Raw genomic sequence first — 26,139 nt, 5'->3', positions numbered from 1 at the left:
AATGATTCCCGAGAATCTGATCCTTACGCTGACGGAGTCCAGAAGCAAAGTGCCGTTTCCTCCCATTTTCGAAGCGCTGCTCATGGAGACGACGATCGAGCTGCTACGGGAGGCCGGGGCCAGGCTGCCTACCAAGATTGGGCAGACTATCGGTATCGTAGGCGGCATCGTCATCGGCCAGGCGGCAGTGCAAGCCGGATTAACCAGTAATATTCTGATCATCTCCGTCGCCTCTTCGGCCATCGCTTCCTTTGTCATCCCGAACTATGTTATGAGCGCATCTTTTCGATTGTTCCGTTTCGGGCTTATCGTAATGGCCGGTTTGTGGGGGAATATGGGACTAGCGCTTGGCTTGGCCTATATGGTCATTCACTTAAGCGGCTTGACGAGTGTCGGCTCCTCCTATCTAACACCCATCGCACCATTCGAGCCGTATGACTGGAAAGACGTATTTCTAAGACTTCCCTTTTCCACGTTGGCCAAGCGGCCTACCCAAGTCAAAGCCAAAAACAAGGTCAAATTAAAAATGAAAAGGTGAGGCAACTTGAAGGAAAAACTATCCCAATTTCACACTGCGATCCTCATCTACATGATTCAAACGGGGGTCTACGTATTCAGCATTACGCAGGTGGAGGCCCAATATTTTGGCACAAACGGATGGCTCATTACGATCCCGGCATCCATCCTGGTCTGTCTGAACATTTATCAGATGTACTGGGTGTACCGGCTGGGCGAAGGACAGTCGATATTCGACATATTGGAGAAAAGCATCCCCAAATTCATACTAGCCCCCTTCTATCTGGCGATCAGTACGGTATGGGCTTTGATCGGCTGCCTCGTCGCCAAGCAGTACGTGCTGATCTTTCAGATGTTTGCGTTCCCGACAACGAACCCGATGGTATTTAAGATAGCGATAGATGTCCTTGCTTTCATGCTGCTGACCAAGGGATTGTACAATATCTCCAAAGCTTCCACGGTCTTTTTTTGGTGTACCATTTGGATGAGTTTGCTTCTGCTGTATTATGCAGGGGAGTTTCGAATCGAAAGGTTAACGCCCTATATATTTAAAGACAGTTCTAACATGTTGGAAGGATTCTTTCAAATCTATTTGGCATACTTGGGTTATGAGTTATGCATACTCTTGTTTCCCTATACCGATAAGAAAACCAAGTTGTTCAGGGCTGTCATCTACGGGAATTTGATACGCACGGTATCCTATACCATCTTGGGTTTTGTTTCGTTCGGCGTCGTTGGCACCGATATGTTGAAGATCATGCTGTTCCCGTTACTGGATTTGCTGGCGTATATCAAACTTCCGTTTATCGAGCGAATCGAGAATCTATTCTACGGTTTCTTCCTGTTTACGACCCTCATTACGCTGGTGCTTTATTTCTGGGCAGCGGGCGAAAGCACCCAAAGAGTCTTTCCGAAGATCAAGATCAATGTCCACTATTTCTTTATCATTCTTGCAGCACTGCTGATATCCTACATACCCTCCGTATTGAATCGAATCCGGGAGTGGCTTCTGATTCTGGGTTACATCCAAATCGGGTTTGCTTACATCATGCCGTTGATACTAATTATGCTACTGCTGTGGCAGCGCAGAAAAAGGCAGCGTGATGCGCAATGTTAAAAAAATATGCATGCTTGTTCCTACTCTTATGCATCCTTCCTCTAGCAGGCTGCGGCGATCAACGCATCCTGGAAGATCTGGGGTTCATCCAGACGACCAGTTATGACTTGCTGCCGGATGGCAATTTATCGATATCGGTCTCCATTCCGCAAGCGGACCCGGAAACTACCTCTAAGCGGGAAGTGCTGACGGCAACGGCCAAGAGCAGCAAAGAAGCGAAGATGATTATGTCCAGACAAACCGGCATGCTGCTGGTAAGCGGGCAATTGCGGAACGTCATGTTCGGACTTTCGATGGCGGAACAGGGGCTGCACGGACATCTGGATACCTTGTACAGGGATCCTTCCATATCATCTCAAGTAAAAATAAGCGTGGTTGAAGGAAATGCCGGCGAACTGTTAATAGACGATTACAAGCAGCATCCGCGAACAGGGCGGTATATCGACATGCTGCTTGAAAAGGAGGCGCTCGGTCAGACCATTCCCAAGGTAACGCTGTTCAACTTTGCCAGGGATTATTTCGATCAGGGCGTAGATCCGGTTGCTCCAATAATTAAGAAGCATGACAAGAACTACATTACGACGAACGGAATTGCTTTATTTAAAGATGATCGCTATGTTGCTAAGATCGAGCCGCAGGATGCATTGATTTTCTCCTTTCTGAAGGGTAAGTTCAGAGAAGGTCAACTTAACATTGATCTATCGGAGGATCCAAAAGACAAGAAAGAAGTCGTCATGTTCAGTTCATTGATCAGCTCACGAAAAGTCAAGGTCGTGCACGGAGACCAGGGCATTGACAAAGTGATGTTTTACGTCAAGGTTTCCGGGTCCGTACTGGAATACATCGGCGATGCCAGGTTAAGCAATGACCGCGAACGGCATGAGCTGGAGCAGCGAATCAGCCAATATATCACGAAAAAAGGAAATGCCATGATCTCGATCATGAAACAGCATCAGATAGACAGCCTCGGAATCGGCAGGTACGTCCGTAACCGGATTGGCTATGAGCAATGGAAAAAGATGGACTGGCGGCAAGAATTGCAAAAGCTGCAGGTCGAATGCGTGATTGACGTTCATATCAAAGATTACGGGAAATTTAGATAAAACTTGGAAAGACCCCAATCGGGGTCTTTTTGTTGCCTAAAGTAATCGATTCCTTATGAGGTTTCGTTAAAACTCGTGAGCTATATGTTATGTATTATAACATTAATATTGACTATTTCTTTTTCTAATGCTACATTTATCCAAAATAAACACCTTTGCGCAGCAAGTCAATCGATGTCAAACCTTATTTATGTTATGAATATTAACACATCTGAATGCAAAAGGAGTGGCTAAGATGCATTTAACTTACCAGGAGAGAGACAAATTAATGCTTTTTCTGGCAATGGAATTAGCGCAAAAACGACTAGCCCGCGGGTTGAAATTAAACTACCCGGAGGCGGCCGCACTCATTTCAGGTTTTGTTGTCGAAGGTGCTCGTGATGGTAAGTCCGTAGCCGAATTAATGGAGGAAGCCCGCCATGTGCTGTCAGCGGATCAAGTGATGGACGGCGTCGCCCATCTCCTCAGGGAAGTTCAAGTCGAAGCTACCTTCGTGGATGGCACCAAGCTGGTCAGCGTTCATGACCCGATTCAAGGCGCTCCGGCCCCTTCAGGCATTGTTGCAGGTGAATACGACCTGCGAGACGAGCCGATTCAGCTGGTGCCGGACCGGCCCCGCATTACGCGTGAGGTTACAAATAGCGGCGACCGTCCGATTCAAGTAGGATCGCACTTCCATTTTTACGAATGCAATCCCGCCTTGTTATTCGACCGGAACGGAACGCAAGGATACAGGCTCGATATCGCCTCCGGTTTGTCGACAAGATTCGAGCCCGGGGAAATCACGAAGGTGACACTTGTTCAAATTGGCGGGAGCCAGGAGATTCATGGTTTTGCAGGTCTGACGAACGGAAAAACCAATGGGATGGTGAGCTTATGACAACAATCGATCGCGCGACCTATGCCAGCATGTATGGACCTACGACAGGGGATCGGGTAAGGCTTGCCGACACCTCCCTCTGGCTTGAGATAGAGAAGGATTATACCGTTTATGGGGATGAATGCGTCTTCGGCGGCGGTAAAGTGATACGTGACGGCATGGGACAGCATCCGCTCGCGACCCGCGCGGAAGGGGCACTGGATCTGGTCATTACGAATGCCATCATTGTGGATACCTGGGGAATCGTGAAAGCGGACATCGGGATTAAGGACGGGTACATCAGCGGCATCGGAAAAGCAGGTAATCCGCTTATGATGGATGGTGTCACCGACGGCATGATCATCGGCGTGGGCACGGAAGTCATCTCCGGAGAGAACTTGATCGTAACGGCCGGCGGCGTGGATTCGCATGTGCATTTCATCAGTCCGCAGCAAGTCGAAATCGCGCTCCAGAGCGGAATCACTACATTCGTTGGGGGAGGCACCGGTCCCGCAACGGGCACATTGGCAACCAATTGTACGTCGGGGGTATGGAATCTGCAGCGAATGCTGCAAGCGACCGATGCACTGCCGATCAATATGGTATTTCTGGGACGAGGAAACAGCAGTCGTCCGGAAGCGCTGGCCGAACAAGTCCATGCCGGGGCGGCTGGACTCAAAATCCACGAAGATTGGGGCAGCACGCCCTACGTCATCGACAAGTGCCTGAGCGTTGCCGAAGAACTGGATGTGCAGGTCAACATCCATACCGACACGTTGAACGAAGCAGGTTATGTTGAAGACAGCCTGCGCTCCTTTAACGACCGGGCGATTCATACCTACCATACCGAAGGTGCGGGAGGCGGTCATGCACCGGATCTGCTGCGGGTTGCCTCCATGCCGAATGTCCTCCCCTCCTCGACCAGTCCAACCATGCCATATACAGTGAATACGGTTGACGAGCATCTGGATATGCTGATGATCTGCCATCATCTGGATTCGCGTATTCCCGAGGATGTTGCCTTCGCCGCGTCACGGATTCGTGCGGAGACGATCGGGGCGGAAGATATTTTGCATGACATCGGGGCGATCAGCATGACCAGTTCCGATTCGCAGGCAATGGGACGGGTTGGTGAGGTCGCTATCCGTACATGGCAAACGGCCGACAAAATGAAACAGCAGCGCGGTCCGCTCGGGCCGGATTCCAAATCGGACAATTTCCGCATCAAGCGATATATCGCCAAATATACCATTAACCCGGCCATGACGCATGGGATATCCGATTATGTCGGTTCCGTCGAGGTAGGAAAAATGGCCGATCTCGTACTTTGGAAACCCGCCTTCTTCGGAGCTAAACCGGAGATCGTGCTGAAGAGCGGCATGATTGTCCATGCCGTCATGGGAGATCCCAACGCTTCCATCGCTACACCGCAGCCGTATATGTATCGGCCGATGTTCGGCAGCTATGGCGGCGCTCAGGCAGCGCTATGCGCCACCTTCGTTTCCCAAGCGTCCCTGCAATTAGGGACGCTGGATCCATTAGGATTGCGTAAGCAGCTCCTGCCTGTAAGGAACTGCCGAACCGTGAGAAAGGCGGATCTTGTCCACAATGGAGAGACGCCGGAAATCATGGTCGATCCGGCGACCTACGCCGTAACCGTTAACGGCGAGAAGCTGACAAGCGCCCCATCGTCTCATCTGCCGTTATCCCAACGTTATTTCCTGGTATAATGGCCAAAGATCCATGCAAGCGTAATTAAGTATACCTGCGATAATCCACATATAAACGAACAACCATGAGCAGCTCGGCTTGCCGCTCATGGTTGTTCGTTTTATTCATAGCTTCTCAGCAGCGCATGCGAGCATGCCGTCTGAAGATCCCTCCAGCAGCGATTGATTTCGGAATCTTCCATGGCAGCAGATAAACCGAACAGCGGAAACAGCTGTTGGCCGCAGAATAACGCAGCTTGGGCTGTTTCGATGCTTTGGGCCGTTACATGTGCCTCCGTGGCATCCGATAAGGCACCGTTAGCCATCAGCTCTGCCCACGACTTTTCTACCCACTTATAAAAATCAGCAATCGATAGATGCAATGCCGCTTTATTCTCATTCAGCTTTCCGATCACATGGGAGGAACTCCCCCGCTTGACCGCAAGCGATTCCGCAGCTTCAAGGAAATGCTCCGCGATCCCGACTGCAACACCGGCAAAGGATGCTTGAGCAAACGGAAGAAACGGATAACGATAAATCGGCTCGTTCTCATACCCTTTCGTTTCCGTAAGCGAGAATGTCATCTCATACGGAACGAATGCCTCAACAGCGGATATGGTGTGGCTCCCTGTTGCCCGAAGGCCAAAGGCATTCCAATCCTGCTGGATTTCGATCTGGTCAGGATTCATGATAAAGGACCGGATCTCGGGTTCGACTGGATCCGCAGTCGGCTCGCCAGGGGCATCTTGTAGCGTGGAATCCTGTTCGACAACTGCGTTGGCCGTAAAGGTCGTGGCATAGGTAGACCCGCTGCAATACTTCCAGCTGCCAGTCACGATATAACCGCCGTCCACCTGTCTGGCGGTACCTGTCGGCATGCCGCTGCCCGCAATCACCGCTTCACGGCGCGCAAACACTCGGCGGCTGATATCCGAGCTCATCAGCGCGGCAAAGAATCCTCCGCCTGCTCCTATCGTAACCAGCCATCCCAGGTTGCCGTCGATGCGGGCACTTTCTTGGAAGATGCGCGTTGCATCCGGCAGAGGGGTCATCCTTCCTTCCAGCTCGTCGGGAACAAACAGGTGAAACAAACGATGATCATATATGGTTTTCAGCACGTCGGGAGTTACTTGTCTATGCTTGTCCATCCCAAGCGCTTGTTCTCTTATGGTTTGAATCTCTTGCTCCGTAAATACCATGTCTCCACCGCTTTCCGTGATCATTTCTCTTTCAGAATGATCGTCTGCTCTTTATGAAATCATAATCTATGAATGTATTAATCTATTCTTTAGGAGCCGTTTCCTCGATCTGGATTAACGCCTTTTCAAGGGAGCGCATCAAAGACACTCGTTGTATCCTATGATCCTCATAAGTGCTCAACAGTTGATCGATTTCAGTTTGCATGCTGCCCTTTACGGCATCCGAGCCGGACAATTCAGATAATCCTAGGCTTTCTGCATCTAACTGCCGCAATTCCTCCATGAAGCCTGTCTCCGTAAGATTCATTTCCATCATCTCACTTAACAGCGACTTCAGCTTCGCAGCCTTAGCCAGGCGTTGTTCATGACTCCACTGCTCCTTTGGACTCGATGCATCCACAAGCGAGACGCTGTAGTGCCGCATGGCATCCAGCTCGTCTGTGTAAGCTAAAGCACCTGTCTGAATCAGATGACGTATGCGGTACTCGATGAAAAAGTCGGAAACGGTTAATTCCCCCTGTCCGATGACCTCGCCAATGACCCGAGCGGATTTCTTGAAGAATCCATGCCTGGCTTCAAGGCGGTATACGGTTTTCAGAATTTCTTCATCGTAGTACGACTCTGGAACGGTGCACAGCATATCACCTTGAAGCACCCGAAGGAACCCGCCTTCGCTCAAAAGGCGCTCCCAGTCTGCGCGATAACCAGCCTGCTCTTGCAGCGACAATGGGACCAGCTCGGCTGCGTCCAGAACATGCTGAAGCTGATTCGCGTTCATTTCAAATGTTCCTTTGAACCATTGATTTGGATTTTGCTGATGAAGCACGCTTGTCGCATTCACCAATCTTACCTCAGAATGATCCGGCATTAAGGTCAACAATCTTCGCAGGCCCAGCTGTTCCGCCGCGGAATCGCCGGCCCAGATCAGGCATGGCATTTCTTTCATCTGCTGAGGCAAGGTCAGCCACGCGAACGCTGCCTGCAGCATCGTTAATTTCCTGTCTTCCGCATGCGCGGTGCTATAACGTTCCTCAAACCACTGCTTTCGGACGGAGAACGAACGGGCGAAAGCATGATCGTTCGGAAGCGGTCCGGCCATGAGATTATCGCCTAATGTCACTACGATTTCACCGGGTTTCGACAGCAGCATGATCCTGAGCGATCCGGCCGTCGACTCATCAAAGGCAATATGGATTCGCGATACGTTCCCTCGATGAATCGGTGATTCCCGCAGGTAGGCTTCATTCCCCATCGCCCATTCTTTATCGAACGCCTCAAGGAAGAGCTCCAGACTTTGATGCTTACCATCTGCAAGCAGCTTGGCCGATTCGGTATTCATCCGGTCCTTCAGCTTCAAGAGCTTTTCAGAGAAATGGTTAATGGCCGTGCTCTTTCCCTTTCGATATTCCTTCAGGGTCATATGCTCGCGGAGTGGAACAGACGGATCGTACATACTCTGTCCTTTCCATCCGGAATATGCGAAAGTACGAGCGATTCCGATAACCCCCATCGCATCAAGCCGATCCGCATCTTGGACAATTTGGCCTTCCAACGTTTGCATAGCACTCCCTGTTCCGCCTGAGAATGACATCGTACCGATGATCCCCAGCACACGCTCCTGATCAGATGCTTCTACGCCGGCTTGCTCCAACCAATGGCGAACCCGCTCGTATCCTGCTTCTTTTGATTCGTTCAATTTCTCGTCGGCTACGTCGTGGAGGACTGCCGATAACTCACATATGTATACGTTGGCGCCTTCAAGATGAGCCAGTATCCGGGCGATGCGGGTGACACGCTGAACGTGCCACCAGTCGTGGCCGCTTGCATCCCCTTCGTGTACGGCGCGAGCAAAGTCTTGGGCTTGCCGAATGATATGACTCTGAGTCGATTTCATTTGATTCTATCTCTCCTATCCCGGGTTCCGGTCTATAAGCTCTATTATTCCCGATTTAACTAAACGCCGCAACATGGAGTAAGTTATCGGCATTTGTATCCCCCATGCCAATGGGGGCATATGATAAACAGAACTGTGTTGATGACCCATTACAACCGTATAGAGTCACCTTCGGTTAGGATACAGAAAGGAACATGATAGCCATGCTGGTGTTTATTCTACCTGGATTATATCCTCATTTAAGCGAGAACACCGTATCCTCGGTTTTGCGTGTTTTTTCAAATGCCCGTCCTATCGTGATTCAAAACGAACGGGAGTCCGCAGCAATAATGAACGAATCGCTGTCCGATAACCTGAATACGCCATGGTTCATGACGCTCTGTGCCGGAGATACTGTACAGCCTATGGCGAAGAACGAAATCGAACGATGGCTGCAAACTTGCGCTGACGGCTCCGCTGGCTTTATACTGACTTCCGCAACCAAAACAGACCAGCCAATAGCATTACACAAAAGACCTGATCCAAACTTCCATACTCCCCGCGGCCCCCTGTTATGGCGTACGAGCATCGTGATGAATGGACAGACACCGGGTTTTTCGAGCAATGATCAGCTGCCGTTCCAGAAATACGTGTTGATCGATAAGCAGATCCAGCTAACCAGCCACCATGAATGGAAGGAAGTAGATTCGGACGGGATCTTATACTATCATCGCGCTGCCCCTCCCTGGATGAAGGAAGCAGAGGAATGGAACGCAATCTCTCCGCTTCTTCATGCTCCATCCCGCGTTCAGGCTATAAATGAAAACCAAATCCCTCCTATAGTTACCATTGCGCTGTGCACATTTAACGATGGTGAATACTTGCCGTGGGCTATTCGCTCCGTATTGTCACAGACGATCACAGATTGGGAGCTGATCATAGTTGATGATCATTCAAGTGATGATACTCCAAGCATCCTGGCGGGATTACCGATAGATAAGCGTATAAATAAAGTGAGACTACATCAAAATCTGGGTAAGGCTCATGCCCTGAACTTAGCGCTTCAATTGGCAAGGGGGGCCTGGTTTCTTGAGCTGGATGCCGATGATTGGCTGTCGCCAGATATTCTGGAAGTTCTTCTACATGAAGCAAACAGGGAACCGAATGTTGGTGTATTGTATGCGAATCATTTTGAATGGGTCGAGCGTTTGAATAAACAGCTCATTTACCAGGGGGTCCGAACTGGACCTTCCCGTTTGTCCGCGGAGCGACTCCTCGTAGAAGCTATGGCAGTAGCCCCAAGAATGTTCAATATCTCTGTAATCAAGCAGCTAGGAGGATGGAACACCTCAGTCCCGTTCGAAGGGCGTCTATACGAAGATATCGAGATGTTATCCAAGGTTTCAAGCTTCCATCCGGTTTACATTCCTCAACCGCTGTATCATAGAAGAATTAGGAGCTCAAGCATGACGCATCGGCATCTTAATCACTATGAGAAATGGAAGAACTCGATGAGCGATGTTTTGAAATAGTTATTGCAAAGTTCCCAATCTCAAATAAAAACTAAGGAAGTATGCGAACTAATGAAATATTATCATTGATGATGGTGACCTGCCTTGATGCTGGCAAATAGTTTGAGCTTACAACCTGAACTGTGATCAACCCGCCTGCTGCCGATAATAACTGTCCTTGAAGGAACTGATTGGCCTGGATAACCTCCACTGTCCTGCCAAGGAAAGTTGCCAGTATTTCCGAAAAATCCATCCACTCTTCCCTCCCTGTCCATCATTATTCAATAGATAAAACACTGCTCAACGGTATTATGGCAATACTTCCGTTAGGCTCCGAGATTTGAATATAATTGTCTCCAATAGACACCAATGAACCGAAAATCGAACCAGCCGGAGTTTCGATGGTTATTCGAGTATTCAGACGCGATCTTAAATAAGCAATGACATTATTCCAATCCGCATACCCATAATCCTCCACTTGTTTCTGAAGAGCGTTTACCCGTATGGTAAGTCGTCTGAGCTGTAATTTGATTTGAGATATGCTATGAATCAATCTTCGACGCAACCGGTTTAGCTTGCTCAGAACCGTTATCGGCTTTTTAGCACGCTTATGTTTTCTCTTGCCAACAATGAATTTGCAATCTTTTTGATGGCTTCGGTTCCAATATCTCCTCACACTAGCTGCCTCCCTCCATATAGTCACTGGTACAATATGTATAAATCCATCCAATGGAAACCTGAATAGCCAAAGATAAGAAAAGGGCCTACAACTATAGATCCGTATAAATTGTTGCAAGATATTTCAATGCGGGAATCATACATACCCATTTTGATAAAACCAATGCCGGATGGTGTTCTGCCCATACAGATACATGGGGTGATACATACTTTGTTAAAGAGACAATCACACACGAGAGAGGAGGCTACTCTTGAATAAAATCACAAACAACCGGCGCAGATCTTCCACGAATCGCACGAGTCCCCGTCAGATTAAGCTTCGTAAATCAAACTATAAATTGTACAAAAAGAAACGGTCAGTTCAGCCGGTACCTCCGATTTTCCTATCACATACAACTCATCAACAATCCGTCACCCCTTTTGAATACGAGGCTGCCCCTGTCCATGCTGGGCCCCGGGTAACGGAGATTTTTGCACCCGGGATAGCGCCGTTATACGACATTATTCGTTTTCCCGTCATTGATTGGCAATTCAGATGGCAGCGGCCGCAGCAATTATCCGAACAGTTCGCTCAACAGGGACATCGTGTTTTCTATGTAACCACGGAGATCATCGGTTTGCGCAAGGAAGAGGCTTCCAAAGAAGAGGTAGGACGTTTTGTCTCGATTAAGAACATCGATCGAAACGTATGGCTCGTTACTTTGTGCGCGCATAAACCTCTAAATCTATATAAAGATGAGATGAGCAGCTGGGATATCCAGTACCTAAAATGGTCTATAGAGCACGTACGAGACAAATTCGGGATATCCCAAGTGGTATCGATTGTCGATTTACCGTTCTGGACTCCTCTTGTCACGGCCATGGAGCAACATCATATCGTGTATGATTGCATGGATCATCATGCGGGTTTCTCGACCAATGATCCTGCCATGCTCCATCAGGAGGAACGCCTGCTTCGGGTGGCCGGGCTTGTCGTAACGTCCTCACAGCATTTGTACGATTGGGCTATGGAACATAATCCATCCACGGTCCTTATCCGCAATGCCGCTGATATCTCTCATTTTTTAAAACCGCCTGAACAATCGTTGACGGAGCTGAAGTCCTTAAAGCAGCCGATTATCGGTTATTACGGGGCGATATCCGACTGGTTCGATATACGCCTGATCGAAACAGTGGCCAGAAACAGACCCGAATGGACATTCGTTCTGATTGGACACACCTTTGGTTGTGATACCACTGACGTCGAGAAGCTGGACAACGTCGTACTTTTGGGCGAGAAGCCCTATCATGAGCTGCCAATCTATTTACATCGATTCCAAGTTGCATTAATTCCTTTCATGAAGAATATGCTCACCAAGGCTACAAATCCTGTCAAACTGTACGAATATCTTGCGGCTGGAAAACCAGTCGTATCTACCGACCTGCCAGAGGTTGAAGCCGTTGCTTCCGATATGGTCTCCATTGCAGATACGCCGGATAAATTCGAACGGGCAATTCATGAAGCACTTCAGGAATCCGGTACCGAGCAGATCAAACGAAGGCAAGAATTCGCCCGTCATAATAACTGGGTTCAAAGATACCAGGTTCTAAACGACTACATTACACAGCATCTGTTTCCTAAGGTTAGCGTCATTATTGTCGTTCACAATAAATGGTCTTACACCGAGCAATGTCTCCGCAGTTTGCTGCAAAAGGGACATTATCCAAACCTGGAAGTTGTTGTCGTCGATAATGCCTCGACGGATCAAACTTCTTTTCACCTTAAAGCTCTTAACAACCCGCTGGTTAAAGTTATTTCGTCTCCGGAAAATCTTGGTTTTTCCGCAGGGAACACACTCGGATGCCTGGAATCAACAGGTGAGTATATGATTTTGCTTAACAACGATACGCTAGTACCTGATGGCAGCTGGATTACCCGATTGCTCCGGCCATTTCACGAAGACCCGCAAATCGGAATGACGGGCCCGATGTCCAATTATGTGGGTAATGATCAAGCGTTGGATCATTTCATCGGCGACGCGGTATACGGTGCCGATGTTCGTTGGTTGCATGATTTCTATGAGCTGTACCATGAGAAAATCAGATATACCGATTTGCTTGGATTCTTCTGTGTTGCCATGAAGCGTAGTGTATGGGATAAGGTTGGTTCCCTTGATCCGGCCTATGGAATTGGCATGTTCGAGGATGATGATTACTGTGAACGGGTGCGCAATGCAGGTTACCGTCTGGCTATCGTCGAAGATGCTTTTGTATATCATTACGGCAGTGCCACCATTAAAGAGCTGAGGCCCCAAGCATACGATTCGTTGTGGGAAAAGAACAAGGCATACTACGAGCAGAAATGGAACAAAACCTGGAGATTGCCGAAAGGTCCTCACAGCCTGTTTCATTTGGCGGATCATCCGCAGGAAATCGCCAATCGGATTCATGTGACAGGGAAGAAGTTCGCTCTGGTTCTGGGTGATAAAGTATGGGATGCCCACTCCAAACGCTGGCAGAAAATCGTCATGGGATTGACGGAGGATAAGAACTTGTATGTCATCGTATATGCGCATGAATACCACGGCAACCCGATAATCGGAACTCGCAAGGTGGGTCCAAGACTGTATTTCACAAACCGGATCGATTTATTCTCTCAAGTCACATTTGATCATGTAATATACTGCGGTTCAACCGATGTTTACCCCTACCTGCGTTCCGACCATTTTGTAGCGGATTCGCTTTGTTATCATGATCATCGGCTCAAAGCTCTTCAATCCAACTTGCCCGATATCAAGGTGTTTGGGGATGCTCTTGTGACTCATACCGTACGTAATGTCATGTCTCTTACAAGGGATATATCGACCGTATAGTATAAAACGGAACTCCCTAAATAACTGGAGAATAAAAACCCATCCATGCTTCTGAAGTTCGTTCAGAAGCATGGTCATGGCGTTTAATTTGAATGAGGCTCTTTTTCCATTTTCTTTAAGTAACGCCGAATGACTTCTGGATGACGACCTTGAAAGGGAGTTGTGGTTATCTCGTATTCCGAATGCTTAAAACTCCAATCTGGCACGCCTTCGTTTTCAAGTAAATTAACGTCTTTTCTCCGGTTGTCATTAAATTTGATCTTACGTCCCAAAGCATAATGATAATGGTATATATTCACATCGCTTCGCCCTCTTGGAATACTCCATATGCTCTGCCCTTCTGCCGCCTCAAGCGTGCAATGATGCTTCTCATCACGATAACGAATCCCTTTATTCGCCCTCCACATTCTCGTTATATCATTTGACCATCGCTCATCCCCTGGGCTATTCACTCGAATGGTCCACGGATCTCCCCAAAAGTTGACGAACGGGAACTGGTATATATCCACGTCAGCGTTGGCCATAAGCTCCGGCAGCGCTTCTTGAAAACGATCATCCATCAATTCATCGATATCCAGATTCATAATCCAGTCTCCCTGAGCTTGATCGATCAGGAAATTACGTACTTGGGATTCATTCCAATCATCGGTGTAAGGCATTCCATTCTGCTGCAAACGAAACAACCGGATTGGATAACGATCCTGCAGACGCTCAATATGCTTCAAAGTGCCATCCGTGCTTCCTCCATCGACCATAATGATTTCATGAGCAAAACGGCTCACGCTTTCGATATATAAAGGGACGAACGTTTCTTCATTCAAAACCGGTACAATGACCGACAGCTTCATGGAATATCCTCTCCTTCCTGTTCTGGCCCTACGCTTAACCTCTGCCGATCAGTTTGCGCATAGACTGAACATCCCCCCTTGCCTCCTTGTATTGTTTGTACAAGGCATAGTTGGTTTCATAATGGGGATTGCCTTCTGGTCCAACAAACGGGTGCCAAAAGTGCACCATTTCACCTTCCAATCGAACGTGGGTACCGATAAGGGTGTCCATTGCGTATGCGAAGGCCTCATCCTCCCCGCCCCAGCCGATAAACCGTTCATCATATCCCCCCACCGCATCAAACGCATTTCGTTTTAATGCATTCAACCCTCCCAGGTAATAAGCGCTGTTCTCATCTCTATTTCCCAGTATCGTTGGGATCGGCCAATCCGCTGTTTGAGACAGGATCATTTGCGAGATGTCCTCCGGCAGCCGTAATATACGACTGAACGGGATAACCCATTGACGATCATTCACGTAAGATATCGTTTCCAGCACGAGGTTGGGATCATATACGATATCACAGTCGGCAATCATGAATACATCTCTGGTGGCTTGGCGGGCTGCGCGGTTAATGGCTTTCGACCTGCTGAATGGATTACCGGAGACCTCACCGATGCATACTTCTATGCCCGGCATCGTCCGTGAGTAGAAATCCAGCGCCCACCTGAGCGCAGCATCCCTCGGCCCGCCTTGATCCGACTGGTAGGGAATCAGAACGGAAACTTGGTCAAACATCTTTTTCTTCCTCCTCACCTGCAGAGCTTGACTAAATTTGAAACAAAACGCGGAGCCATCGGCTCATCGCATGGTCGATCCTCCAACCTGACTCTATATGACTCCTGCACCTTAACCCGATTTCTCGAAGTTCATCCGTCCGACTTCTCCAATGGTTAATCTTGTGTATAAAATCTTCGGGAGAGTCACTATCCAATATCAGTCCATGGGCAGCCGGGTGAGCTGCATCTTTTGCATTACCGACATTCGTGGAAAGAACGGGAACCCCGCAAGCATACGCTTCCAGCACAGTAGCCCCGCTTCCTTCATTGGCTCCCGTGTTCAACAACAAGTTCAACTTATGATAAAAACCCGGCATGCTTTCGTAAGTGTGAGCACCGGAAGTTTCGATAAAAGCGATTCCTTCGTCACTCTTGAAATGCTCTTTAATCCGCATATACAAAGTATTGTAGTTTTTAGAGGTTTTCGAGGGATCTCCGGCCCATCCGATCACGAATGGAGCATTGTCTATTCGAGCCATAGGCAATGGCTGAAACAATTTGTCATCCACGAAATGACCGATATACTCCACAGATGTGTTCGGCGCTACAGCCTGCAAGATGGAGGCCAGTCTCCGATTTATAGCGCCCAGCTTTCCGATTCTAGGAAGGACCAGCCTGAGAAAGTCAGGATCGGGAACGAGTTCATCCTTCCATTCCCTATAGGTTTCGTAGTGTTTACTGAAGTAATAATAGGAGACGGCTGCCGCTGAATCGATGCGGATATTCTTGAAAACGCAATAAGCCGCAATGCCAAGACACATGGCGGATATGTGATCATATTGGTGATTCAACTCTCCACTGCTTTTGTGTTCAAGATAGAGATCCAATTCGCTCATAGACATGAGGTCCAACGATGGATGATATTGCTGAATAACCTTGGCATTCTTACCCAGGATCCACCAGGGCACGTCATAGATCAGCAAGTGCCTTCCCATAATGTCGACCTCCTTATCCGCTCGTAATAGAGTATATTCGACTCCTCCTCGACAAGTTTGCAGGACCATGCAAAATGATGAATACGTCCATCATTAACAATAAAAAGCTGCCCATGGCGTAGAATGAAACCTACACTAAAGGCAGCCGTATAATTCCAATGAATTTGACTGATAACTAAACTTTTTTATCGATAATATGTTCATTGGCACGGATCTCTTGAATTTCTTTTCTCAATGCTCTCATCTCTTGAAGCATGGCATCCATTCTAATGATGATTTTGGATGAATTGATGGCGTAACGAATAACAATGATGGAAACTACGATACTTATCACAATCATGAAAATCTCTACAAAATCCATTTAATCAAGAACCTCCGTATTATGATGGCTGAATGAATTCCTTAAGCAAGCCCTGCATCATGGCAAAAATCAGTTCGGAATCCTGCAGCTTATTCTCCTTTATCCCGTGCCAGCAGTCCGTGACGCTCATACGTACCACGTCAATGCGCTCGTATCCCTCGAGCTGCTGGCCGGATTGGCTTATTACCTCATCGGTATAATAGACATGAGCGATCTCGTTGCACCTCCAGGACGCCGGGTACAGCTTGCCTAGGTAGTGAAGCTCACCGCAGATGAAGCCTGTTTCCTCCAGCATTTCACGTCGAGCCGCCGATTCCAGGTCCTCTTCCTCGCCTACGCCGCCGCCAGGCAGCTGAATAACGTAATCATCCACGGCCGCTCGGTATTGACGGATCAGCAGCAGCTGATCGCCATCCTTTGCCAGAACAACAACGGACACATAATTTTCCTTGGTATAATACACTTTGCCTGACGTTTCCTCGTAAATCGATATTCCGTTATGGCGGATCAATAACTCGCTATTTACCATACGGGCAGGTGCTCCTTTTCAAGACGGTTGGTCATTTCCTCCCGTCGAATTCTTCTTTCAGGATGGAGAATAAATAGGAATCATGATAACGGCCCTTAAACCATAAGTGCTGCCGTAGATGCCCCTCCTGCTTCATCCCGATGTGACGCATGACGCTAGCAGACCCGACGTTTCCCGGCCGACAGGTGGCATAGATCCGGTTGACTCCCAGTTCCTCGAAGCCGAAGCGGCACATGACCCTAGCGGCCTCGGTAGCATAACCCTGCCGCCAATAAGCGGGATTCAGACAGTATCCAAGCTCTGCATTCGTATCGGATCGATGAAGCCCCACGCCTCCGATCAATTGGCCGCCATCCTTTAATACGATCGCCAGCTCGTAGCTGTCACGGGGGCTCTGCTCTATCATTCGGCGGATTTCCCCTACATACTTCCATGTATCTTCTTCCGTATTGGGTCCCCACATCGTATACTCGGTCACTCTTGGATCTGAAGCATAGGCATGAATACTCGCAAAATCCTCATCCCGGAAATCGCGGATCGTCAGTCTAGGGGACTCTAACTGCATAGGTACCTCACTCCTTCATGAAGCCTCCGGCACAGGCGGAGGTGATTTTTTCCAATTATACCACGCTGTATGTCGCAGATAAAAAAAGAAGCCGGGCAGCCTATCCCCCAAGCTTCTTTCAATATCTCACATTAAGAAATTCCTTCCACTTTCTTCTCCCTGTCATGCGTTTTGAACTTATGAATATAACGGGAAAGCACGCCATGTCGCGGAGAGGACAGAAAGCTGATGATAAATACGATTCCGGTTGCGAATGCCATGGATCCCGAAATGGAGGTGTCCAGCCATACCGCGATATAATAGCCCATAAATGCCGATATGACGCCAAAGGCCCCGCTTAGCGCCAGCATGATGGAGAGTTTATCGGTCCATAGATAAGCAGCCGCGGCAGGCGTTATTAACATAGCCACCACCATGATCGCCCCCACGGCATCAAAGGAGGCCACCGTTGTGATGGAGACGAGCGACATGAACACATAATGCATAAGCACGACGGGAATGCCGATGCTGGCCGCAAGTGCCGGATCAAAGGAGGTGATTTTCCATTCTTTATAGAATGCCAGGATCACGATAAGCACGACCAAGAGAACGGCTGCCAGCATAAAGGTCGCTTTCGGTACCTCGCCTAGAAGCGGAACGTGCATCACATCCCATGGCACAAACGTGATTTCGCCCATGAGCGCATGCTTTGTATCCAGATGGGCGTTGCCAACCTGGGTCGCAATCAGGATGACGCCGATGGCAAACAAGGTTGTGAAAACAACGCCGATGGATGCGTCCTGCTGTACGCCCCGGGAATGAAACCATTGAACCAGTACCGCCGTCAGCAGGCCGGCTATGATCGCACCGACCAGCATATGCGGACCGCTGAGTTCTCGGGTGACGATAAACGCCGTGACGATGCCGAGCAGCACGGTGTGGCTGATGGCATCGGCCATCATCGCCATTCGGCGCAGAATCAGGAACACGCCGACGATGCCGCAGGACAATCCGACGAGCGAGGCTGTGAGTAAGATCCATGCGGTATAAGTCATTGATTGCTCCCCCTCTCGGAAATCCGGGGACCAAGAACGGTTTGACTGCCCGCGTCCCTATGCTCTTTTTTCTGGGAGCGGAGCTGCAGAGCCTGAATCAGAAGACCCTTCTCTGCGCCGAAGACCAGAGAGATCGTGAACAACACGGAGGAAGCTACAACGATGAAGGGCCCTGTAGGCCATCCTTTTCCCAGAGTGCTCACGAGTGTACCGACGAACCCGGCGCCGCCTCCAAATACAGCCGACAGAATGACCATCATTTTGAAGGATTGTGTCCAGTATCTTGCACTGACGGACGGAATGATCAGCATGGCCGCCATCAATATGACGCCGACGGCCTGAATGCCGATGACGATGACGAGAACGAGCACTCCCATATAGAGGGTATTCATCAGTCTGCCGTTCAGCCCTAACCCCCGGGCAAAATCGGGATCAAACAGAAATAACTTCCATTCTTTAAAACCAATCGAGACAACGAGAATGACCAGAACAGCCAGGATTAGCATCGTAACCACATCCTTGCGAACCATGGATGCCGCCTGCCCGAAAATAAAGTTATCCAGTCCGCTTTGATTCCCGCCGCCCGTACGGTTCACGATCGTCAGCAGCATAATGCCCAAACCGAAAAACACGGATAGTATCATGCCCATCGCCGTATCCTCTTTAATGCGGCTGGAAGTCCGAATCCACTGGATCATCCAGGCCCCGATTAAAGCACTGGCGGCTGCCCCGAGAATCATGACCAGCAGGTTCTTGCTTCCCGTCAAAGCGAATGCGATCACGACACCCGGCAGCGCCGCGTGAGACAATGCATCGCTCATCAGGCTTTGCCGCTTCCAATAGGCAAGACAGCCGATCATGCCGGCTGCCATGCCCAGGATTAACGTGCTTAACAGTACCCACTGTGTGTTCGGCGACAATAATGAATTGAGCATGCTTTACGCCTCCTTCATCCAGCGAAGCGAACCGCCGTATGCGCGGTAAACTTGATCCTTCGTGAAGACGTCTTCCGTCTTCCCGTGCGCAATGACCGTACGGTTCAACAGCAGCACATGGTCGAAATAATCTTCAACCGTCTGCAGATCATGATGGACCACCATCACGGTTTTGCCCGCCTTTTTCAGATCCTTCAGGGTTGTCATAATCGCCCGCTCGGTTGCGGCATCGACTCCAGCTAACGGCTCATCCATGAAATAGAGATCGGCATCCTGAACGAGCGCCCTTGCGAGAAATACGCGCTGCTGCTGTCCGCCGGAGAGCTGACTGATCTGCCGGTCGGCAAAGTCTGCCATGCCCATCTGATCAAGCGATGCCATCGCCTTATCCTTATGGCTCTTGTTTGGCCGTTTCAGCCACCCTACCCGTCCGTACAAACCCATCATGACGACATCCAATGCATCGGTCGGGAAATCCCAGTCCACGGACCCCCGCTGCGGCACATAGCCGACGCGGGTTTTCGTTTGGCTTAAGCTGGACCCGAAGAAGGAAACATTCCCCGACAGCTTCGGATGAAGCTCCAGCATGACCTTCAGCAAGGTGGATTTGCCGGCACCGTTCGGCCCGACAATGCTGGTTAGCGAGCCCTGCTCCACGCTGAAGGACACGTTGTGAAGCACTTTATTTTTTCGATACGATGCATGGAGATCTTGAACTTCAAGTACAGACATCTTATTCACCACTTCCTGTTAACGCATGATAGATTGTTTCGACATTATGACGGTACATTCCGATATAAGTGCCTTCCGTCGTTCCCGTCTCGCCCATGGCATCGGAGAAGAGCTCGCCTCCAAGCTTAATATTTAGTCCTTTCTTGGCAGCTCCTTCAATGACGGCATTGATCGATGCCGGGTTGACGCTGGACTCGACGAATACGGCAGGCACCTTGTGTTCCAGCAGTAGGTCGATCGTGCCGTTAATATCCGAGAGGCCGATTTCATCCTCAGTGCTCAGGCCTTGAAGGCCGACGACTTCCAGACCATGCATACGGCCGAAATACCCAAAGGCATCATGAGCGGTAACCATGACCCGCTGCTCTTCCGGTATTTGCCCCAGCTTATCTTTTGCCTCCGCTTTCAGCTCATCCAATTGCGCAAAATACTTCTGCTTGTTCTCTTCAAAATAGTCGGCATCGGCGGGAGACAGCGACTTCAGCTCTTCCACTGCAGAGTCCAAGGAGGTCTTCCATAGATCGATATCAAACCATACGTGGGGATCGGTCGCCTGCGTGTCATCCTGAAGCAACCGATCCTTCGGGATGGCGTCCGCTATCGCCAGCACGGGTTTGTTTTTTCCGATCTGTTCGAAGATTTCCGTCATATTGCCTTCCAGATGAAGTCCGCTATAGAAAATAACATCCCCGCTATCCAACTTCTTGATATCGCCTTGTGTGGCATTATATAAATGCGGATCGACGCCAGGTCCCATCAAGCTCAGCACCTCCACCCGATCTCCTCCGATGACGGAGATGGGTTCCGCAATCTGTCCAATAGTGGTTACCACGCGTATTTTCTTGTCGGCCTGCTCGGTTGCCGCTCCGCTCTGCTTCGCTTCTCCCGATGCGCATGCGGATAATACCAGCAACAAACCCAGAATGGCTGCCCCCATGAATATCCTGCCTCTACTAGTCCTCTTGTTCTTCATCTTCTTCTCCTCCACTCCAAATAAATAATGAGTCGACCATTCTAATGTAAATGAAAACCTCGTCCTGCCGTCGTACAATTGTTTTGCATTAATGCAACTTTAATTCCTATGTACAAAAAATAATCCATCTTTAGGTTTTTGTCAATGTTATTTTATAAATTCGTACACGCGGTATCTCATTTCATTTCTTCAAAAGCTTGATTTAATCCATAATATCCGAGCAATCAGGATCTATTTTTCGCATAGGCAAAATATTTAGCTGTATTTAAATATTTTAATAGGTCAGGATTTCATTCATGTTCAATGCACAAAAAAAGACGACTTCTCGTCAAGAGAAATCGTCTTTTTTTCATATGGTTTGATCAATCACAACCCTTGGGTTATCCAAAAAACCGAATGTGCGCAAACTTGGTTTTTAAACGGTCGAATTTCTTCCTGCTATTGCTGCGGTTATCGGGCAATAGCTTCACATCGGCCAAAGCACCGATGGTTTCTACCACCTCGTCGATTGACAGATGATCGGTATCGATATGACGCTGGAACACTTCATTCGAGAATCCGCTCATGCACCGATCGATTTGCTGCGCTGCCCACGAATTCGCACCTTCCCCTCGGCTCCGCAATCGTCTTAGCAGGACTTCCTTGGAAGCACACAAGGTGAAATGCCGGACAACAACGCCATCCCGTCTCAGGCTCCCAACGATTTCATCGAAATATGACGCGTTTGATATGGTCATCGGAGCAATGATCAATTGATCGGATTCCTGGTCCATATACTTGAACATGGAGTAGTTAAACTCCCTCCACATCGGATAATGCTGAAAATCATCGCGTGTGGCATCCTTCGGAAGATTATCGCGAATGAAATAACCTGCATTCTCCGGATCGTACACGCACGAGTTCGGTATTCTTCGCTGCAGCTCATGCGCAGCCTGGGTTTTGCCCGAGCCGAATGCACCGTTCACCCAAATAATCATAGATGAAAGTACCCCTTCCTTAACAGGGTTTTGCTTGTATCACATGTCGTCTCTTATGTAAAATTATGCTTTTCTCAGAAAGTCCGGCAATCGAGTCAACGTTTTTCCGTGATCGCGGACAAATCCATATTGTTCGTATAGACCATGGGCATCCCGCGTCGACAAGATGCCGAATAAATTTCGGTAGTCATCGCTGGTGGTAATCGTTTCGATTAACTTCTTTCCTATGCCATGCCCACGGTAAGACTCATCCACAAACACATCGCATAACCAATACACGGTTGCGTCGTCGGTCACGACCCTGGCAAATCCGATCTGCCGGTTGTCGATATAGGCGCCAAAACATGTTGAGCCCTCTAGCGATTTCTTAATTTTTTCATCGGAGCGTTCGTTAGCCCAATAGCTTTGACGCAAAAAATGTACAATGGCATCCATATCCAGGAGGGAAGGGTCGCTGCTTATCAAAATCCGCTTCAGATCGATGTCCATCATCACACCGTCAGTTCCTTTTACCGGAGCCAAATGCAATCACGTAATTGTCCGGATCCTTGATCGCAAAATCCTTCCACACGCCCCAGTCTGCTTCCATGAGCACAGGCTCTTGTACCACTTCTGCCCCGCGAGAGGTTAGTTCTTCATACAACTCGTCTAATTCGCGGTGCGTATCCACATAGGCGTATGTATCCCAAGGCGTCTGTTGATCCTGGCCTGGCGGATTCGGGTTAACGTCCGTCATCGTTGCCGCCTGAATCAGTTTGAAACCTAGCGCAAAATCATCCCTGACCGCCCAAACATCGTTCACTTCACAACCGAGCACCTCTTCATAAAACTGCTTGGATCGGGAAAGATCGGATACCAATCGAACTTGAACTGAGAATTGAATCCTGCTCATAAGATCATCTCCGGCTACTTTTCCTTCCATAATACAATCGTCCGACTCGCTTAACAAGAACTTTTCGTAAGTGCTGAATGCTAAGAATAAAATTCGATGGCAGGGTTGCCTGCATACGTGGTTTCCGAATATTCGCCCGCCTTATATTCCGAGATGATCGTTGTCCAGAAGTTTTGCGCCGGCAGATTTTTTTCCAACCAAGCGATGCTCCACTTCCCCCTGAACCATTCGAATACTTGGAATGCCGCCTGTTTGCCGATACCCTGCTTGCGGTATTTCTTAAGAATAAAAAATTCTGCCATGGAGTAACCGGGATCTGAAAGATCTGATGCTTCTAATTCCCTCACCAACACAAATCCGGCAAGCTTCCCGGATACTTTGACAAAGTAAGGGTGGCGTCCCTCTTCGGTCCAGTAATGGTCTACATACTTATAATCGTAAAGACCGTACTCGTTAACGTCATTATCGCTGTCATCCTCATACGGACTCATATCGTATTGATATAACTCCATGAGGCTGCGCAATACGCTCTTCTGTTCATATGAAATCCTTGCAAGTTTCACATTCTCACCTCTCATGCCATCTCAGCATTTTTATAATTTTAACGAAACACCCTATTCCACATTCTATGTAACCATCCTGCCAGTTATATGTGAAGACGGCAATGGTCATACCATCTTCTGGTCATAGACTAGCAATTTCCCTCTATTGCTGAGCCATTCAATAGCTTGTAAAATATAACAGTTAATATATCACACATAGTTAAGGAGAGAAACCCATGACGACAGTCCAACAGCAAGCGGCCAAGCGAGCCATGATCGAATGGCTTGCAAATGAACGAGAGCTTGGACATAAGCCCAGAAAAATCGAATTAGCCGGAGAATTCAATCTCCATGGCATGCATTACTACATATTTAAATATAAGAAATCCATGCTTGGTAAATGGCTGGTTGGCGTGTGCGGCGGTTATGAACATGCCTCGGACACCGAGCATTGCGGTCATGTATTCAGTGAGATGCGGCCTTATCATCCTGCCACCGCGGAGGAGGAAGCGATATCCATGGTCAATATGATCCGGGAGTATTGGATGCAACAGGCGGCGCAGTATGAATCGGCGGAGAATCCAGAGGATGACGCGGCAGACAACCAAACGTCATCCGGCATATTCAACGGCTTCGTTCTGTTGAACTCGCCAGAATGCGATTTGGAGCAGATCCAAGCCAATCTTCTGCGCGATTGGAGCATCTCCTGCTCCCCGGAAGACGGCAGCGCCGAAGAGGAGAAGGAAGGCATGCTGGTCTTTGAGGCGGAGGGCTGCATGATTGCAGTCAGCTTCATCAATGCCCCGGTGCCGGATGGCGAGGCCGAGCATTACGCTCAAGGGAACTACCTGTGGCCCGAGGCCGCCGAGGTCACCCAAACCCATGTTGCCCAGCTTATTCTGGCCGTGCTGAAGCGCTCCGCGTCTCCGCTGGATAGCGGAAAAGTGTACGCCAAACTGGCGGCCAGCTGCCTGAAGCTGCCGAATGCCGTCGGGCTCTACTCGTCCGGCACCGTATTTCAGCCTGAGTTCTATATCGATATGGCCGAAACGATGAAGACCGAAGATCTGTTTCCCCTGTTAAATCTCTTATATTTTGGTTTAGTTGGCACCGAAACCGGAATCAACGGATATACCTATGGGCTCAGAGCCTTCGGCAAGGATGAGATCGAGGTGCTGGACAGCCAGGCGACCCCTGCCGAGCTCCGTGAATTCCTGGTGGACATTGCTTTATACATCGTGGAGCAGGACGTCACGCTAAGGGACGGGGAAACCATCGGCTTCTCCGCGGAACAGAAGCTTCCGATTACCCGCTCCGAGGGCGTGTATCTTCCTGATGACACTCTTAAAATCAAGTACTGAGATTATCGAATCAACTCTCCGACAAAGCACGCCTAGCCATCGATATGGACTTGGCGTGCTTTTTATATTTTCCCACGACTACGACTTTGTTGACGGCTTCCACTCCATTGACGGAATTTGCAACTGGCATACGCTGGACGGCCGCTATCATTTTGCCAAATTGCTCGATTTTGCTATAATAAAAATTGCATTAAATCTATATTTAATGTAATTTCTGTTCTAAACGATTGGACGGGTGTGAAGCGATGAACTATACCGAAGTTTTTGAGCACTATGAGCGGGAAATGAAGCTGTTTCTCTCCTATATGAAGGATCGCGAATACGCCAAGGATACACAACAGGCCTATCTTCATGATATCAAGCACTTTCTGAACAGCCTTGAAGGGAAACCCATTACGGATATCACAGACATTGATGTGATGTATTATCTGACGCAGGTGCGGGAAAGCGGTGCCGGCGCACGATATCGAAATCGCTGCCAGTCCGCCATCCGTCTCTTCTACAAAGTCATGATCCGTTTCAAATTGGCGAGCACCAATCCTGCCATGGATATCGAAAAAGCCAAGGTGGAGAAAAACCGTCAGCCTACTTATCTTCAAAAGCCGATTCTGGATGCTTGCCTGAGCGGGATTGAAGGAAGATATAAAATTCGAGACGTGACCATCATTGCGCTTATGGCTTATGCAGGTCTTCGGGTTAGCGAGATCGTGAAGCTGAATGTATCGGACTTTGATCTGGAGAACTCCAGCATCGGAGTGCTGGGTAAAGGAAATAAATGGAGATACATCCCCCTCCCCGCCGAATTGAACAAGCTGCTGCAAATGTACCTGGAAGAACGGATGGCACCCAGAAGCTCAAAGGATAACGCCTTCTTCGTATCGCAGTTTCGGCGCAGAATCAGTAAACGCATGGTGCAGACGATAGCCGAGAAGACGTTTGAGGCGATGACCGAGCAGTTTCCGCAGTTATCCGGGCAATCTCTATCCGCTCATAAGTTAAGACACTCCTTTGCCACCGAGCTGCTGCGCAACGGAGCTGATCTGCGTGCTGTGCAGGAGCTCCTCGGACACGAGGATATATCCACCACGCAGATTTATACCCATGTGCTGGATGAGACTAAAGAGCGCGCCATGAACAAAATCCGACCGGCGATCCCCCTTCTCTTCACACCCAAGCCGTGACAAAGGACACGGTTTGCAAGCACTCAACCTGTAACATAGTCACCGCTCATGTTCCTTCTGCAAGTGAAAACGGCAGCAACCATGCTGCCAAAGGAAGT

General features: G+C 48.9%; 26 protein-coding genes. 9 read left to right on the top strand and 17 right to left on the bottom strand.

The window, feature by feature from the left end; translation table 11 throughout:
* From RB297_RS03790 to ureC, 5 genes are all read left to right on the top strand, one after another.
* Positions 1–538, top strand: a 538-nt coding sequence (locus tag RB297_RS03790; RefSeq protein WP_375119773.1) for a spore germination protein, incomplete at its 5' end; no start/stop codon positions are given.
* A 6-nt stretch (positions 539–544) separates the two neighbouring features.
* The gene (locus RB297_RS03785) at positions 545–1,633 is read left to right on the top strand and encodes a GerAB/ArcD/ProY family transporter (protein ID WP_096773652.1); all 1,089 of its coding nucleotides are present in this window, start codon (positions 545–547) and stop codon (positions 1,631–1,633) included.
* Positions 1,627–2,736 (top strand): Ger(x)C family spore germination protein, encoded by a 1,110-nt coding sequence (locus RB297_RS03780; protein ID WP_096773651.1) that lies wholly within the window; start codon positions 1,627–1,629, stop codon positions 2,734–2,736. Before RB297_RS03785 ends, RB297_RS03780 begins: the two co-directional genes overlap by 7 nt.
* A 235-nt stretch (positions 2,737–2,971) precedes the next feature.
* Positions 2,972–3,616, top strand: coding sequence for an urease subunit gamma (ureA, locus tag RB297_RS03775; RefSeq protein WP_096773650.1), 645 nt, complete (start codon positions 2,972–2,974; stop codon positions 3,614–3,616).
* Entirely contained in the window at positions 3,613–5,325 is a 1,713-nt protein-coding gene (gene ureC / locus RB297_RS03770) for an urease subunit alpha (protein ID WP_375119772.1), read from the top strand. Before ureA ends, ureC begins: the two co-directional genes overlap by 4 nt.
* Positions 5,326–5,426: 101 nt before the next feature.
* Here the strand turns inward: ureC and RB297_RS03765 are convergent, their stop codons facing one another.
* Both RB297_RS03765 and RB297_RS03760 read right to left on the bottom strand, forming a co-directional pair.
* A complete protein-coding gene (locus RB297_RS03765; protein ID WP_369682783.1) occupies positions 5,427–6,503 on the bottom strand; it encodes an acyl-CoA dehydrogenase family protein in 1,077 nt (358 codons plus the stop codon).
* Positions 6,504–6,585: 82 nt separating this feature from the next.
* Positions 6,586–8,397, bottom strand: coding sequence for a DUF3658 domain-containing protein (locus RB297_RS03760; protein ID WP_375119771.1), 1,812 nt, complete (start codon positions 8,395–8,397; stop codon positions 6,586–6,588).
* 194 nt (positions 8,398–8,591) lie between these two features.
* On the opposite strand from RB297_RS03760, the gene RB297_RS03755 reads away from it, so the two are divergent.
* Positions 8,592–9,908: a glycosyltransferase family 2 protein gene (locus tag RB297_RS03755; protein WP_375119770.1), complete on the top strand. Its 1,317-nt coding sequence runs from the start codon at positions 8,592–8,594 to the stop codon at positions 9,906–9,908.
* Between the two features lie 31 nt (positions 9,909–9,939).
* Here RB297_RS03755 and RB297_RS03750 read toward each other — a convergent pair whose 3' ends face one another.
* On the bottom strand, positions 9,940–10,140 hold the full coding sequence (locus RB297_RS03750; protein WP_096773646.1) for a hypothetical protein: 201 nt from the start codon (positions 10,138–10,140) through the stop codon (positions 9,940–9,942).
* A 676-nt stretch (positions 10,141–10,816) separates the two neighbouring features.
* Between RB297_RS03750 and RB297_RS03745 the strand changes: the two genes are divergently transcribed.
* Complete coding sequence (locus tag RB297_RS03745; protein WP_375119769.1) at positions 10,817–13,417, top strand: glycosyltransferase; 2,601 nt, start codon at positions 10,817–10,819, stop codon at positions 13,415–13,417.
* 83 nt (positions 13,418–13,500) lie between these two features.
* On the opposite strand, the gene RB297_RS03740 is transcribed toward RB297_RS03745, so the two are convergent.
* From RB297_RS03740 to RB297_RS03675, 14 genes are all read right to left on the bottom strand, one after another.
* Complete coding sequence (locus tag RB297_RS03740; RefSeq protein ID WP_213578556.1) at positions 13,501–14,265, bottom strand: glycosyltransferase; 765 nt, start codon at positions 14,263–14,265, stop codon at positions 13,501–13,503.
* Between the two features lie 34 nt (positions 14,266–14,299).
* The gene (locus tag RB297_RS03735; protein ID WP_375119768.1) at positions 14,300–14,983 is read right to left on the bottom strand and encodes a galactosyltransferase-related protein; all 684 of its coding nucleotides are present in this window, start codon (positions 14,981–14,983) and stop codon (positions 14,300–14,302) included.
* 31 nt (positions 14,984–15,014) lie between these two features.
* Positions 15,015–15,959 carry a glycosyltransferase gene (locus RB297_RS03730; protein WP_096773641.1) on the bottom strand — a complete coding sequence of 315 codons (945 nt, stop codon included), beginning with the start codon at positions 15,957–15,959 and terminating at the stop codon, positions 15,015–15,017.
* Between the two features lie 175 nt (positions 15,960–16,134).
* The gene (locus RB297_RS03725) at positions 16,135–16,320 is read right to left on the bottom strand and encodes a hypothetical protein (RefSeq protein WP_096773640.1); all 186 of its coding nucleotides are present in this window, start codon (positions 16,318–16,320) and stop codon (positions 16,135–16,137) included.
* 19 nt (positions 16,321–16,339) lie between these two features.
* Positions 16,340–16,849, bottom strand: a complete 510-nt coding sequence (locus tag RB297_RS03720) for an NUDIX hydrolase (protein ID WP_096773639.1) — start codon at positions 16,847–16,849, stop codon at positions 16,340–16,342.
* Positions 16,850–16,880: 31 nt separating this feature from the next.
* Entirely contained in the window at positions 16,881–17,414 is a 534-nt protein-coding gene (locus RB297_RS03715) for a GNAT family N-acetyltransferase (RefSeq protein ID WP_036663096.1), read from the bottom strand.
* Between the two features lie 131 nt (positions 17,415–17,545).
* The gene (locus RB297_RS03710) at positions 17,546–18,448 is read right to left on the bottom strand and encodes a metal ABC transporter permease (RefSeq protein WP_375119767.1); all 903 of its coding nucleotides are present in this window, start codon (positions 18,446–18,448) and stop codon (positions 17,546–17,548) included.
* Positions 18,445–19,383, bottom strand: coding sequence for a metal ABC transporter permease (locus tag RB297_RS03705; RefSeq protein ID WP_096773637.1), 939 nt, complete (start codon positions 19,381–19,383; stop codon positions 18,445–18,447). Before RB297_RS03705 ends, RB297_RS03710 begins: the two co-directional genes overlap by 4 nt.
* A 3-nt stretch (positions 19,384–19,386) precedes the next feature.
* On the bottom strand, positions 19,387–20,115 hold the full coding sequence (locus RB297_RS03700; RefSeq protein WP_096773636.1) for a metal ABC transporter ATP-binding protein: 729 nt from the start codon (positions 20,113–20,115) through the stop codon (positions 19,387–19,389).
* Position 20,116: 1 nt separating this feature from the next.
* Positions 20,117–21,088 carry a metal ABC transporter solute-binding protein, Zn/Mn family gene (locus RB297_RS03695; RefSeq protein ID WP_096773635.1) on the bottom strand — a complete coding sequence of 324 codons (972 nt, stop codon included), beginning with the start codon at positions 21,086–21,088 and terminating at the stop codon, positions 20,117–20,119.
* A gap of 380 nt (positions 21,089–21,468) precedes the next feature.
* Entirely contained in the window at positions 21,469–22,065 is a 597-nt protein-coding gene (locus RB297_RS03690) for an AAA family ATPase (protein WP_375119766.1), read from the bottom strand.
* A 63-nt stretch (positions 22,066–22,128) separates the two neighbouring features.
* Positions 22,129–22,554 (bottom strand): GNAT family N-acetyltransferase, encoded by a 426-nt coding sequence (locus RB297_RS03685; RefSeq protein ID WP_036663621.1) that lies wholly within the window; start codon positions 22,552–22,554, stop codon positions 22,129–22,131.
* A 10-nt stretch (positions 22,555–22,564) separates the two neighbouring features.
* Entirely contained in the window at positions 22,565–22,957 is a 393-nt protein-coding gene (locus RB297_RS03680; protein WP_145036252.1) for a VOC family protein, read from the bottom strand.
* A gap of 80 nt (positions 22,958–23,037) precedes the next feature.
* A complete protein-coding gene (locus RB297_RS03675; RefSeq protein WP_096773633.1) occupies positions 23,038–23,520 on the bottom strand; it encodes a GNAT family N-acetyltransferase in 483 nt (160 codons plus the stop codon).
* A 215-nt stretch (positions 23,521–23,735) separates the two neighbouring features.
* Between RB297_RS03675 and RB297_RS03670 the strand changes: the two genes are divergently transcribed.
* Both RB297_RS03670 and RB297_RS03665 read left to right on the top strand, forming a co-directional pair.
* A complete protein-coding gene (locus tag RB297_RS03670) occupies positions 23,736–24,860 on the top strand; it encodes a DUF4261 domain-containing protein (protein WP_375119765.1) in 1,125 nt (374 codons plus the stop codon).
* A gap of 245 nt (positions 24,861–25,105) precedes the next feature.
* Complete coding sequence (locus tag RB297_RS03665; protein WP_096773632.1) at positions 25,106–26,041, top strand: tyrosine-type recombinase/integrase; 936 nt, start codon at positions 25,106–25,108, stop codon at positions 26,039–26,041.
* The last annotated feature ends 98 nt before the right edge of the window (positions 26,042–26,139 follow it).

The sequence above is a fragment of the Paenibacillus sp. CR_12 genome, assembly GCF_041953985.1.
In the GTDB taxonomy this organism is placed as follows: domain Bacteria; phylum Bacillota; class Bacilli; order Paenibacillales; family Paenibacillaceae; genus Paenibacillus_AQ; species Paenibacillus_AQ lautus_A.
Note: the sequence above shows the minus strand (reverse complement) of the source record. Positions and strands in the feature narration are given on the sequence as shown.

Coding starts and splice junctions, on each gene's coding strand:
- RB297_RS03700 (WP_096773636.1), bottom strand. CDS start 20,115: ATGTCTGTACTTGAAGTTCAAGATCTCCATGCATCGTATCGAAAAAAT.
- RB297_RS03755 (WP_375119770.1), top strand. CDS start 8,592: ATGATAGCCATGCTGGTGTTTATTCTACCTGGATTATATCCTCATTTA.
- ureC (WP_375119772.1), top strand. CDS start 3,613: ATGACAACAATCGATCGCGCGACCTATGCCAGCATGTATGGACCTACG.
- RB297_RS03710 (WP_375119767.1), bottom strand. CDS start 18,448: ATGACTTATACCGCATGGATCTTACTCACAGCCTCGCTCGTCGGATTG.
- RB297_RS03740 (WP_213578556.1), bottom strand. CDS start 14,265: ATGAAGCTGTCGGTCATTGTACCGGTTTTGAATGAAGAAACGTTCGTC.
- RB297_RS03680 (WP_145036252.1), bottom strand. CDS start 22,957: ATGAGCAGGATTCAATTCTCAGTTCAAGTTCGATTGGTATCCGATCTT.
- RB297_RS03690 (WP_375119766.1), bottom strand. CDS start 22,065: ATGATTATTTGGGTGAACGGTGCATTCGGCTCGGGCAAAACCCAGGCT.
- RB297_RS03720 (WP_096773639.1), bottom strand. CDS start 16,849: ATGGTAAATAGCGAGTTATTGATCCGCCATAACGGAATATCGATTTAC.
- RB297_RS03665 (WP_096773632.1), top strand. CDS start 25,106: ATGAACTATACCGAAGTTTTTGAGCACTATGAGCGGGAAATGAAGCTG.
- RB297_RS03715 (WP_036663096.1), bottom strand. CDS start 17,414: ATGCAGTTAGAGTCCCCTAGACTGACGATCCGCGATTTCCGGGATGAG.
- RB297_RS03750 (WP_096773646.1), bottom strand. CDS start 10,140: ATGGATTTTTCGGAAATACTGGCAACTTTCCTTGGCAGGACAGTGGAG.
- RB297_RS03670 (WP_375119765.1), top strand. CDS start 23,736: ATGACGACAGTCCAACAGCAAGCGGCCAAGCGAGCCATGATCGAATGG.
- RB297_RS03695 (WP_096773635.1), bottom strand. CDS start 21,088: ATGAAGAACAAGAGGACTAGTAGAGGCAGGATATTCATGGGGGCAGCC.
- ureA (WP_096773650.1), top strand. CDS start 2,972: ATGCATTTAACTTACCAGGAGAGAGACAAATTAATGCTTTTTCTGGCA.
- RB297_RS03780 (WP_096773651.1), top strand. CDS start 1,627: ATGTTAAAAAAATATGCATGCTTGTTCCTACTCTTATGCATCCTTCCT.
- RB297_RS03725 (WP_096773640.1), bottom strand. CDS start 16,320: ATGGATTTTGTAGAGATTTTCATGATTGTGATAAGTATCGTAGTTTCC.
- RB297_RS03730 (WP_096773641.1), bottom strand. CDS start 15,959: ATGGGAAGGCACTTGCTGATCTATGACGTGCCCTGGTGGATCCTGGGT.
- RB297_RS03705 (WP_096773637.1), bottom strand. CDS start 19,383: ATGCTCAATTCATTATTGTCGCCGAACACACAGTGGGTACTGTTAAGC.
- RB297_RS03735 (WP_375119768.1), bottom strand. CDS start 14,983: ATGTTTGACCAAGTTTCCGTTCTGATTCCCTACCAGTCGGATCAAGGC.
- RB297_RS03765 (WP_369682783.1), bottom strand. CDS start 6,503: ATGGTATTTACGGAGCAAGAGATTCAAACCATAAGAGAACAAGCGCTT.
- RB297_RS03685 (WP_036663621.1), bottom strand. CDS start 22,554: ATGGACATCGATCTGAAGCGGATTTTGATAAGCAGCGACCCTTCCCTC.
- RB297_RS03760 (WP_375119771.1), bottom strand. CDS start 8,397: ATGAAATCGACTCAGAGTCATATCATTCGGCAAGCCCAAGACTTTGCT.